At 69.7% G+C, this 11104-nt stretch carries 8 protein-coding genes; 4 read left to right on the forward strand and 4 right to left on the reverse strand.

Going from position 1 to position 11104, the window contains the following annotated elements:
• Positions 1-119: 119 nt before the first annotated feature.
• Positions 120-1694, forward strand: coding sequence for a TCP-1/cpn60 chaperonin family protein (locus tag CNO20_RS15360; RefSeq protein WP_101297007.1), 1575 nt, complete (start codon positions 120-122; stop codon positions 1692-1694).
• Positions 1695-1747: 53 nt separating this feature from the next.
• Here the strand turns inward: CNO20_RS15360 and CNO20_RS15365 are convergent, their stop codons facing one another.
• Positions 1748-3445: a TCP-1/cpn60 chaperonin family protein gene (locus CNO20_RS15365; RefSeq protein ID WP_101297171.1), complete on the reverse strand. Its 1698-nt coding sequence runs from the start codon at positions 3443-3445 to the stop codon at positions 1748-1750.
• An 884-nt stretch (positions 3446-4329) separates the two neighbouring features.
• A complete protein-coding gene (locus CNO20_RS15375; protein WP_101297009.1) occupies positions 4330-5091 on the reverse strand; it encodes an IclR family transcriptional regulator in 762 nt (253 codons plus the stop codon).
• A 170-nt stretch (positions 5092-5261) separates the two neighbouring features.
• Between CNO20_RS15375 and CNO20_RS15380 the strand changes: the two genes are divergently transcribed.
• From CNO20_RS15380 to CNO20_RS15390, 3 genes are read left to right on the forward strand one after another with little or no spacing between them, the layout of a single operon-like run.
• Positions 5262-6437 carry a mandelate racemase family protein gene (locus CNO20_RS15380; RefSeq protein WP_101297010.1) on the forward strand — a complete coding sequence of 392 codons (1176 nt, stop codon included), beginning with the start codon at positions 5262-5264 and terminating at the stop codon, positions 6435-6437.
• Positions 6438-6440: 3 nt separating this feature from the next.
• On the forward strand, positions 6441-7538 hold the full coding sequence (locus CNO20_RS15385; protein WP_101297011.1) for a Gfo/Idh/MocA family protein: 1098 nt from the start codon (positions 6441-6443) through the stop codon (positions 7536-7538).
• Positions 7539-7541: 3 nt separating this feature from the next.
• Entirely contained in the window at positions 7542-8678 is a 1137-nt protein-coding gene (locus tag CNO20_RS15390; RefSeq protein ID WP_101297012.1) for a mandelate racemase/muconate lactonizing enzyme family protein, read from the forward strand.
• 17 nt (positions 8679-8695) lie between these two features.
• Here CNO20_RS15390 and pdxA read toward each other — a convergent pair whose 3' ends face one another.
• On the reverse strand, positions 8696-9697 hold the full coding sequence (gene pdxA, locus CNO20_RS15395; RefSeq protein ID WP_394337268.1) for a 4-hydroxythreonine-4-phosphate dehydrogenase PdxA: 1002 nt from the start codon (positions 9695-9697) through the stop codon (positions 8696-8698).
• Positions 9684-10994: a four-carbon acid sugar kinase family protein gene (locus tag CNO20_RS15400; protein ID WP_101297014.1), complete on the reverse strand. Its 1311-nt coding sequence runs from the start codon at positions 10992-10994 to the stop codon at positions 9684-9686. Before CNO20_RS15400 ends, pdxA begins: the two co-directional genes overlap by 14 nt.
• Positions 10995-11104: the final 110 nt, after the last annotated feature.

Here is an 11104-nt window from a genome sequence, read left to right on the forward strand (position 1 = left end):
GTTCGAGGGAGAGACGCGGCCCGAAACGGGAGGTCGCACCCGGCGCACGGCAACGAAGGAAAGCGCCGGCCCGGTGCCGTCCATCAGCTATACATAGGGTGTGAAACACATACACGGGTATGGCCGACACGACGTTTGCCGATCTCGTCGCGGACGCGGGGACGGTCTGTGACCTCGCTCGGACGACGCTCGGGCCGTTCGGAGCGACCAAGCTGGTGATCCGGCGGGGCGGGAACGTGACGACGACCGCGTCGGGCGCCGAACTACTGGACGACCTGGAAGTCACGGACCCGGGCGTGACGCTGCTTCGGACCGGCGCTACGGGGTTCCGCGACCGCCACGGAGACGGGGCGACGACCCTGGTGACGTTCGCCGGCGCGCTTCTGGAGGAGGCGGTCGGCCTGGTCGATCAGGGGCTCCACCCGACGGCGGTCGAGCGCGGGTACCGGGAGGGGCTGTCCGTCGCGCTCGATCGGCTCGACGGGCGGTCGCACCCGCTCTCGCTCGTCGGTCCGGCCGCGGTCGCCCGGACGGCGCTCACCGCGACCCGCAATCCGGCCGTGAAGCGGCGGGTCGGCGAGTACGTCGCGGAGGTCGCCGAAGCGGTGGGCGACGCCGGTCCGGCGGGGCCGACGTCCGTGAAGGTGTCCGCCCGCATCGGCGCGGCGTCGGAGACGGAACTCGTCCAGGGGCTGGTGCTCGATCACGAACCCGTCTCGGAGGCGATGCCGCGGCGCGAGCCCGACGCGGGCGTGGCGCTGCTCTCCTCGACAGTGGACCTCCCCCGGCTGGGCGGAGCGACCGGGGGACCGAACGCCCGCGTCGTTCTCTCGGCCGACTCGTTCGACGACCGAGCGGCGATCGGCGAATCCGAGCGGGAGGCGTTCAGAGACCGCCTGCGCGCGGCTGTCGACGCGGGCTGCCGGTTCGTCGCCACCGAGCGGGCGGTCAACGACCGCGTGAAGAGCGTCCTGGCGGATCACGGGGTCGTCGCGCTCGAGCGCGTCGAACGGGACGACCTCGGCCGGCTCGCCCGCTCGACCGGCGCGCGCGTGGTCCCCTCGCTCGGCCATGCGTCGCCCGAGACGCTGGGACGCGCCGACGTGACGGTTCGACGCGAGGCGGGGCGGGACTTCGTCTTCGTCGAATCGGCCGCCGGAGACCCCGTCTACACGCTGTTCTGCAGGGCGCCGGACCCGCGCTCGGTCTCAGAGTTCGAGGCGTCCGTCGAGAGCGCGATCGCGGCGACGGTGCGCGCGGCCGAGGACGGGACCGTCGTCCCCGGCGGCGGGGCGATCGACGTCGAGCTCGCGCGAGCGGTTCGCGAGCACGCCCGGTCGGTCGATGGCCGCGAGCAGCTGGCGGTGGAGGCGTTCGCCGACGCGCTGGAGGTCGTCCCGCGGACCCTGGCGACGAACGCGGGGCTGGACGGCTGGACGGGACTCATCCGGCTCCGCGTCGCCCACCACGAGGGGCGATCGACGATCGGCATCGACGCGCTCGCCGGCGAAACGGGCGAGACGCTCCGCGACGACCCCATCGTCGAACCCGCAGGGCTCAAACGCGACGCGCTGAGCGCCGCGACCGACCTCGCGGCGCAGCTTATTCGCATCGACGAACGGCTCCCCGCGACAGACCTCGGACCGAGAGAGCCCGGACCACCCGAGGACGGCCAGCCGGTCTCCGAAACGTAAGCGAAGCGACGTAGACGACGCCGTAGAGCGAAAAAGACGACGGCGGTCGGGAGTCAGTCGTGTTCGGTCCGCGGCGAGAAAGCCCCGAGGTCGACGCCCGGATACACCACGGCGTCGATCGTCAGCAGCCGTTCGGCCGCCGCGACGGCCGTCTCAACGGCCTGCGAGAAGATCCGCCGCGGCTCGACGATGCCCGCCGCCCACGCGTCGACCGGCTCGCCCGTCTCGGCGTCGAAGCCGATCGGCGCGGGGGAGGTGCCTGCGCCGTCGTGCGCCGTCCGGAGGTCGGCGAGCGAGTCGAGCGGATCGGAGCCGGCGTTGCGCGCGAGGGCGCTCGGCACCGCCTCCAGCGCGTCGGCGAACGCCTCGACCGCCAGTTGCTCGCGCCCGGCGACCGACGGGGCGAAGTGTCTGACGTCCCGCGCGACCGCGAGCGCGGGCGCGCCCGCTCCCGGCAGCACCTGTTCGTCCATGGCGGCAACGGCCGCCACTTCGAGGGCGTCCGAAACCAGCCGCTCGCGCTTCCGCAACCCGGTGGCGGTGCCGGCGTCGACGACGATCGTGAACACGCCGCCGCGGCAATCCTCGAAGTACGCCCACTTCTCGTCGCCGACGCGCCGCTCGCGGACCCGGCCGGCCCGCCCGAGTTTCGACGGCGCGAGGTCGTCCACGTGCGCGACGACCTGCGCCCCCGTCGCCCGCGCCACCCGGTAGATGTCCGACTTCGGGTAGTGAACGCGGTCGACGACGGCGACGCCGCGGGCGGAGAGCGCGCTCCGAACGGGGCCGTTGAGCTCGGCCTGGGCGACCAGCACGTCCACGCCGAGGTCGGCGAGACGGTCGGCCACGGCCTCGATCGCCGCGTCTCGGCCGGAGGCGTACTCCGCCACCGCCGAGGCCGACCGCAGTTCGACGCCCGAGTCCCGCTTTCCGCCGAGGCTCGTCGCGGTCTCCTCCACGTCGATACCGCGTTCGAGCACCGCGACGGTCGCGTCCGCCACCGGTCGAGGGACGGCCGGCGTCCAGTCGAACTCGAGGCTGTTCGCCCGGCTCGCCTCGTGCTGTCCCGGTCGACGGCGGACGATCTGCCCCCGGTACACGCGGTGCGGTTCGCCCCGGGCCGTTCGGACCGACACGTAGTCGGTGTCGAGCCAGCCGTCGTCGCTCGCGTCGCGGAGGCCGCGGACGGCATCGGCGACCACGCGTGCGTATGCGCGACGCAGCGACGGGTCGAGGTCGGCAGTCATCGACGTCGCGGCGACGCGTCGCAGCGCGTCTCGGTCGTCGGACTCCAGAGGACGGGCGAGCGCGTCGAGAACGCGACCGGCGCGGTCAGACGCCATCGCGTACCCGACGACGACGCTGCCGGGGTGGACGCCGCGTTCGACGAGCGCGGCGCCGCGTTCGACGAGTTCGCTCGCCAGGATGACGGCCGTCGTCCCTCCGTCGTGGAGCCCCCGCTGTATCGAGTCGACGCTGTCGACGAACAGCGCCGCCACGGGGTGGTTGAACCCGTCGCCGCGCTCGATGGCGTCGATGAGCTCGCCCGCGTCGGCCGTCACGACCGTCTCCGGTTCGTCCTGGTGGTCGTAGGTGTCGACGAGTTTCTCCATCCCCCGCGGGCCGAGCGTCGACTCGACCAGCGACCGAACCCCCCTCGTCGCGCCGACTACGTACGTGCGGGCGGCCTCGTCGCGGATGAGCCATTCCCCGTCGCCGAGCGAGGCACCGTCATCGTCACCGACTGTCATGGTGTCCAGGTGCGGACGCTCGATCATAAACTTACCCCGCCGCCGTCCGCGCGACCGGCCTTCCTCCGCGAACGGGGAGGGACGCGCGAGAGAGACCGTGTCGTTCCGTTCGTGACCGAGAGAATCCCGTTTCTCGATGATGGACGGTCTTTTTCGAGAGTCGAACCAATCCAGAAACACTCGATACGGGCGCTGTGACGGCCATCATACCCCATCTGAGACGAAAGGTGAGAGATGGACAACGGACGTGCGAAACGCCGGAGTTACGTCATTAGGCCTGTAACGCACGTATCGCAGGAATTAGTATCTCTCACGGTACTGTGCGACGATACTGAACAGATGTTTCGTGCGCTCTGTAAACTGAGCCGCCGGGCAGACCGGCGGTCTGACCGGAAACGGGGCGTCCGCTCCCTCGACGGTGGGGAGACGATCGGCTGGTCGACGGTCGCGTCGCGACCTGTGACGGTGATTTCAATTACATCGGTACGCTTGTAATCGGCGCGTCGGTGATAAGTCCAGTGCGGATCGAAGCGAAGAGGGAGAAACCGGTGAGACGGGGAAACGATCTCGCGTTACTCATCTTCATCGGGCGGTTTCACGCCGTATTCGACGTCATCGAGCGACCGAATCCGCGTGAGAGACGCGATTTCGGCGACGCCTACGCGTCGTTCACTATCGCCGAACGCCTGTTTCGCGTTTGTTTCTCGGACGAACGTGACGGTTCGAGGGGTGCACACGGAACGTGTATCGACGATCTCGGCTGAAAGACTCGGATACGGAGGGAAAAACGCCGTTTTCCGGACAGGATCACAGAAGCCCGCCGATCGAACGGCCGGTTCGGCGTTCTCTATCGAAAGACGCGCGCATGGGACACAGAGCTGTGATCACTGCTCGAAGCGGAGAGCAATCACGTCCGCGGCGTTTTCGAGAAGGGAGGGGAGATCCCGTTCGAAACGCTCTCCTCGCATCCGGTTCGCCGGCCCCGAGACGCTGATCGCGGCTTCGACGCCGCCGTCGCCGTCACGGATCGGCGCGGCGACGCACCGGAGCCCGCGTCTCCGCTCCTCGCGGTCGAAGGCCACCCCGCGCTCGCGGATCCGTTCGAGATCACCCCGGAGGGCGCGCCTGTCGACGATCGTTTGTTCCGTCACGGCGGGGAGTCCATGCTGATCGAGGATTCGCCGAACTCGGTCGGCCGGAAGGTGGGCGAGAATCGCCTTGCCGACGGCGGTGCTGTGGAGGTACACTCGCTGGCCGATGTGGGCGTCGACGGTCACGCCGCGCTCGCCGACCTCGCGGTGGATGAAGATCCCGCGTCCGGCCTCCTCGACGAGCAGGTTCACGAGCTCGCCGGTCCGTTCCGCGAGTCGACGCATCTCCGGTTTCGCGGCCTCGTAGACGGCCTGTCGGTTCCGCGCGACTTCGCCCAGTTCGAGGAACCCGAGCCCGACGTGGTACTCGGTTTCCTCCTTCGTGACGTACCCCATCTCCCGCAGCGTCGACAGGTAGTTGTGAACGCTACTCTTCGCCAGTCCCACGCTGTCGGCCACCTCCGTCACGCTGGCGCCGTTGTCACGCACGAGCACCTCGACGATGCTGAACGTCGTACGCGTCGCCTTGATTGGGTTCTTGGTCACGTCCGTCATGAAATTCCATGATGTTACTGAATACAAAAAAATATTGGCCCGTGTCCGCAGTCCAATCCGTCGAAAAGTAGAACCTCGGCATCGCCGCACGGAAGATGTTTTCCGCGAGATGAGTTCGAATACTCTATCAGTCGGCACGATTTATTACCGTGGGTCGTATTGCCCACGTCATGGCGCCGAAGATAACGCGCATCGAGAGCACCGAATTCCGCTATCCGCTCGAAGACGTCGGCACCGACGAGAACGGATTCAATCTGATCTACTCACCGGGGGAGACGACCGAGCGCAAGTTGTTCGCGCTGCAGATCCACACTGACGAGGGGATTTCGGGAGAGTACGTCGGGGGGAATTCGCCCGCCGCCGCCCAGATCAACACGTTCGCGAACTACCTCGTCGGCAAAAACCCCTTAGAGCGTGAGCGCCACTGGAGCGAGATCAAGCGCGCGCTCCGCAAGTACGATCGGATGGGCATGGGCCCGATCGACATCGCGCTGTGGGACTTCGCGGGTAAATACTACGACGCGCCCATCCACGAGCTACTGGGAACCTACCGCACCCGGCTTCCTGCCTATGCCTCGACGTACCACGGCGATGAAAACGGTGGCCTCGATTCGCCCGCGGCGTACGCCGACTTCGCCGAGCAGTGTCTCGAAATGGGCTACCCCGGTTTCAAGATTCACGGCTGGGGCGGCGGGGACGCGGCGCGCGACGTCGACCGCGAGATCGAGACCGTGCACGCGGTGGGCGAGCGGGTGGGCGAGGAGATGGACCTGATGCTCGATCCGGCGTGCGAACTCGAGACGTTCGGCGACGCGCTGAAGGTCGGGCGCGCGTGCGACGAGGAGGGCTTCTTCTGGTACGAGGATCCCTTCAGAGACGGCGGGATCTCCCAGCACGCCCACCGTAAACTCCGCGAGCTCCTCGACACCCCCATCCTCCAGTCTGAGCACGTCCGCGGACTCGAACCGCACTCGGATTTCATTACGGCTGACGCCACCGACTTCGTGCGGGCAGATCCAGAATATGACGCGGGGATCACGGGGGCGATGAAGATCGCCCGCGTCGCGGAAGGGTTCGGCCTCGACGTGGAATTCCACGCGCCCGGCCCCGCCCAGCGCCACTGCATCGCCGCGGCGCGCAACGCCAACTACTACGAACTCGCACTGGTCCATCCGAAGTGTCAGAACACGATGCCGCCGGTGTACCGCGACGGGTACTCGGACATGCTCGACGCGATCGACGCCGACGGTACCGTTCCCGTCCCCGAGGGGCCCGGATTGGGCGTCGAGTACGACTGGGAGTACATCAAGGACAATCAGACGGGCAGCGTCCACGTCTACGAGTAGCCCATGACCTACAGAGCGGGGATCATCGGCGCCGGCGGCATCGCCGGCATGGGCATCCTGGGGATGCACGACGAGGAAGACATCGGGCGGAAGAAAGTCACGGCGAGCCACGCCGGCGGCTACGACGCGACCGACGGGATCGAACTCGTCGCCGTCGCCGACGTCGACGCGGACAAGCTCGACCGGTTCAGCGAGGCGTGGGAGATCCCGCCGGAGCGGCGGTACGTCGGCCACGAGGCGATGCTGGAGGCCGAGGATCTCGACGTGATTTCAGTGTGCACTCCCTCGTACCTCCACCACCGCCACGTCGTGGACGCGGCGCGATCGCAGGCGGATCCGGCGGTCGTCTGGTGCGAAAAGCCGATCGCGTCGAGCGTCTCCGACGCGAACGAGATGGTGGCGGTCTGCGAGGAGACGGGCACGGAGCTCGTCGTCAACCACTCGTTCCGCTTCACCGACAAGCTGCGGCGGTTGCGCGAGTTGATACAGGAGGGGGGCCTTCTGGGCGACGTCCGCTCCGTGAGCACGCAGTTCAGGATGGAACTGCTCCGCAACTCCACGCACCTCCTCGACACGCTCGTCTACCTGCTCGACACGCGCGCGGAGCGGGTCGCAGGCCACATCACCGGCGAGAACGAGGCGGTCGAGTCGCTCGGGGCCGGTCGGGCGGTCGACGACGCCGGCGGCGGCGGGTTCGTGGTGATGGAGGACGGCACCTTCGCGACGGTCGACTGCACGATCCCCCGCGCGATCTCCTCGATGAACATGCAGTTCATCGGGACCGAGGGGAAGCTCTACATGAACAACGACGACGGCGAGTGGCGCTACTGGCGGCTCGAAGGCGGCGAGCACGTCGAGGCGGCGCTCCCGGGGATCAAGGGCGCGTGGACTTGGGACGACGACTACCGGCGGGCGTTTCCGAACGCCGCGCGGCGAATCGAAGCGATGCTCGACGGCGAAACCGAGAACCCATCGACCGGCGAGGAGGCGACCCGATCGCTCGAAATCATCGTCGGCCTGTACCTCTCCGACTACACGGGCGGACAGGTCTCGATCCCGCTCGAACGGCCGCTTCGGGACGTCGAAATAACCTCCTGGTGACCCATGGGAGTCACGATCGACCGCGTCGGCGCCGTGCCGCTCGAAGCGCCGCTCTCGGAGCCGTTCGGCTACGCGCAGGAGTGGGTGACCGAGCGGTCCGCGCTGCTCGTCCGGATCGAGGCGAGCGACGGCACCGTCGGCTGGGGTGAATGCTGGGGGCCGATCGCCGGAACCCGCGGAACCGTCGAACGACTGCTCGGCCCGGAGATCGAGGGGGAGGACCCGCTCGACGTCGAGCGCCTCTCGGAGACGCTGTACGACGTCGGCCGCGCGGCCTACCAGTCGGTCGTGCCGCTGCCCGCGCTCAGCGGGATCGACGTCGCGCTGTGGGACCTCACCGGGAAACTGCTCGACGTACCCGTTTCGACGCTCCTCGGGGGCGCGCGTCGGTCTGCCGTCCGCGCGTACGCGACCGGCCACTACTTCAAGCACGGGTGCGACCTCGACGAGCAGTACGAGCGGATCGCGGCCGAAGCGATCGAGAACGCGGCCGCCCTGGATGCGGTGAAGCTCAAGACCGGCCTCGACTTGATCGGGTACGGTCCGCGGGAGGACGTCGAGCTCGTCCGGCGCGTCCGGGAGGCCGTCGGCGACGAGGCGACGCTTCTGGTCGACGCCAACTACGCCTACGACGCGCCGACCGCCCGGGAGGTGGGACGCGCGCTGGAATCGCTCGACGTCCACTGGTTCGAAGAGCCGGTCCCCCCGGAGGACCTCGACGGGTACGCGCACCTCCGCGAGGCGCTCGACGTCAGAGTCGCAGGCGGGGAGTGCCACGCCCCCTACGAGTTCGACCGGCTGTTCGAACGGGGCTGTCTCGACGTCGCCCAGCCCGACGTGTGCAACGTCGGCGGGTTGACTGCCGCGCGCCGGGTCGCGACGACCGCGAGCGCGCACGGCGTGCCCGTCGTTCCGCACGTCTGGGGAACGCCCGTCGCCATCGCCGCCAGCCTCCACCTGATCAGCACGCTCCCGGGCCACCCGTGGCTGGAGTTCGACCGATCGGCCAACCCGCTCCGGGAGGCCGTCGCCGCCGACCCCCTCACGGCCGACGACGACGGCCGAGTCCCCGTCCCGGAAGGCCCGGGCCTCGGGATCGAACTGGACGAGGAGGCGATCGCGCGGTACCGCGTCGAGTAGGGACCGGCCGGGCGAACCTAGTCGGCCCGCGCCACCTCGGCGGCGACCCGGACGGCGTCGACCATGCTCGCTGCCGAGGCGACCCCCTCGCCGGCGATGTCGAACGCGGTGCCGTGGTCGACGCTCGTCCGGACGATCGGCAGCCCGATCGTCATGTTGACGCCGCTCACGCCGGCTCCGCCGTCGAACCCGAGCATCTTGATGGGAATGTGTCCCTGATCGTGGTACATCGAGACGACGCAGTCGGCCGCGCCCTGCGCCGCCTGGACGTAGACGGTGTCGGGCGAGTCCGGTCCCCGAGCGTCGATACCCTCCTCCCGCGCGCGCTCGACCGCCGGGGCGATCTCGTCGTCGTCCTCGTCGCCCAGCAGGCCGCCGTCGCCCGCGTGGGGATTGAGCCCGGCGACGGCGATCGTCGGCTCGTCGACGCCCAGGTCGCGGAGGGCCTCGTCGGTGACGCGGATCGTGTCGAGGACGCGCTCCTCGGTCACGAGGTCGCACGCCTCCCGGAGGGGGACGTGCGTGCTCACGTGCGTGACGCGCAGGTCGTCCTCGATGAGCATCATCGAGTAGTTCTCGGTGCCGGTGTGGGCCGCCAGCATTCCGGTGTGGCCGGCGTACTCGCTGCCGGCGAGCCGCGTCGCCTGCTTGTTGATCGGCGCGGTGGCGATGGCGTCGATCTCACCCGCTTGGGCGAGCCGGATCGCCCGCTCGACGTACGCGAGGCTCGCGCGCCCGTACTCCTCGCGGAGCTCGCCGTACGCGACCTCCGAGACGTTGTCCAGATCGAGGACCGAGAGCGCCCCCGGATCGTCCGTTGCCTCCGAGACCGCGGAGATCGGCCGGACTTCGAGGTCGCTCCCGCAGACGTCGACCGCCCCGCGCATCGCGTCCGCGTCCCCGACGACGACGAGGCGGGCGTGCTCGCGCGCCTCCGGGTACGCCTTGGCGATCACTTCAGCGCCGATGCCGGCCGGGTCGCCCATTGTGATCCCGACGAGGGGCTTATCGAGGGTCATCACGCCCTCCGAGCACCGCCAGACAGTTAGAGATTGCCTCCGTCGAGCCGAAGGCCCCCGCCTTCGTCACGACCGGCGTCCCGTCCGCTCGTCCGCCGTCGATCCGTCCGACCGGGACTCCCGCTTCGACCTCGCTGCCGGCGAGCCGGACGCCCGTCGCCCCGAGCGCCCCGAGCACCGAGATCGCGACCGCGCCGCCCGTCGCGAAGAGCCCGCGCGGCTGGACGCGGTCCCACACCCGCTCGACGGCCCCGGCGAGCGCCGTCGAAACTCGCTCGCGCACGTCCCACTCGCCGACGCCGCGTGCACGGCCGGCCCGAAGCGCCACGTCGGCGTCGTCGGCCGTCCGCGCGGAGACGAGCACGGCGTCGCCGCCAGCGTCGAGTCGGTCGAGACAGCGCTCGGCCGCGTCGGACGCGGCTCGGTCCGGATCGGCGACCGTCGCTTCGAGGTCGAGTTCGACGAGGAGTTCGTCCGGGAGCGCCCGCACCTGTTCGAGCGTCCGGGGGTTCGTGCTCCCGGCGACGGCGAGCGCCGGTCCCTCGGGTCCGTCAGCTGTCGGGTCCGGCGGGGAAACGCGACCTTTCCGTCCCTCGGCGGCGACGGAGACGTGCCGAGCGAGCCCCGCGCTCCCGACGTAGACGACGGACAGCCCGCTCGTGGCCGCGCCGTCCGCCAGCGCTTCGAGGTGCCGCTCGGCGACCGCGTCGGCGACGACGACGGCGGGTCCGTCGGCCGCAAACTCGCGGAGCGCGTCGCGGACCGCCTCGCTCCCGGCAGCGGCGCGCTCGACGCCGACGCGGCGGACCGGATGCGAGGAATCGCCGAAACGCGTCGGCAGGTGCGCCGTCTCGACCGGCCTGTCGGGGTCGCGGCCGGCGGCCGTGTCGGTCACGAGCCAACCGTCGACGAGGTGGTACCCGCACGCGGTCGTCCGGCCGTTCCGGGGGAACGCGGGCGCGACCAGCGCCGCGTCCGCGTTGGCGCTCCGGATCGCCGCGTCCGTCTCGGCGACGAGGTTCCCGCGGAGGGTCGAATCCACCTTCTTGTAGACGACCGACGTGTCGCGCGACGAGAGGGCGCGATCGACCGCGGACGCGGCGTCCTCGGCCGGGAGGTACCGGGAGTCGGTGTTCGCCACCAGCACGTCGGCGTCGTCCGCGTCGTCCGAGCCGCCCTCTCCACGGCCCTCGCCGAGGAGCACGAGCGTCGACAGTCCGCGGGCGGCGAACTCGTGACCGGTGTCCATTGCGCCGGTCAGGTCGTCCGCGACGACGAGTCCGTTCGGACGGGTCATGCGGCGGGCTTTGCGGCGGGCCGGTAAAAAGCCACCCCCACGGCGGACTCCGAACGGTCCGCCTCCGCGGTAGACCGGCAAAAATCCGCCTCCGTGATGGGAGCAAAAGC

This window comes from Halegenticoccus soli (assembly GCF_002844195.1).
Classification (GTDB): Archaea; Halobacteriota; Halobacteria; order Halobacteriales; family Haloferacaceae; genus Halegenticoccus; species Halegenticoccus soli.

Excerpts from the sequence above, each read along its gene's own strand:
- CNO20_RS15400 (WP_101297014.1), bottom strand. The coding sequence starts at position 10,994 with ATGACCCGTCCGAACGGACTCGTCGTCGCGGACGACCTGACCGGCGCA.
- pdxA (WP_394337268.1), bottom strand. The coding sequence starts at position 9,697 with ATGACCCTCGATAAGCCCCTCGTCGGGATCACAATGGGCGACCCGGCC.
- CNO20_RS15360 (WP_101297007.1), top strand. The coding sequence starts at position 120 with ATGGCCGACACGACGTTTGCCGATCTCGTCGCGGACGCGGGGACGGTC.
- CNO20_RS15380 (WP_101297010.1), top strand. The coding sequence starts at position 5,262 with ATGGCGCCGAAGATAACGCGCATCGAGAGCACCGAATTCCGCTATCCG.
- CNO20_RS15390 (WP_101297012.1), top strand. The coding sequence starts at position 7,542 with ATGGGAGTCACGATCGACCGCGTCGGCGCCGTGCCGCTCGAAGCGCCG.
- CNO20_RS15365 (WP_101297171.1), bottom strand. The coding sequence starts at position 3,445 with ATGACAGTCGGTGACGATGACGGTGCCTCGCTCGGCGACGGGGAATGG.
- CNO20_RS15385 (WP_101297011.1), top strand. The coding sequence starts at position 6,441 with ATGACCTACAGAGCGGGGATCATCGGCGCCGGCGGCATCGCCGGCATG.
- CNO20_RS15375 (WP_101297009.1), bottom strand. The coding sequence starts at position 5,091 with ATGACGGACGTGACCAAGAACCCAATCAAGGCGACGCGTACGACGTTC.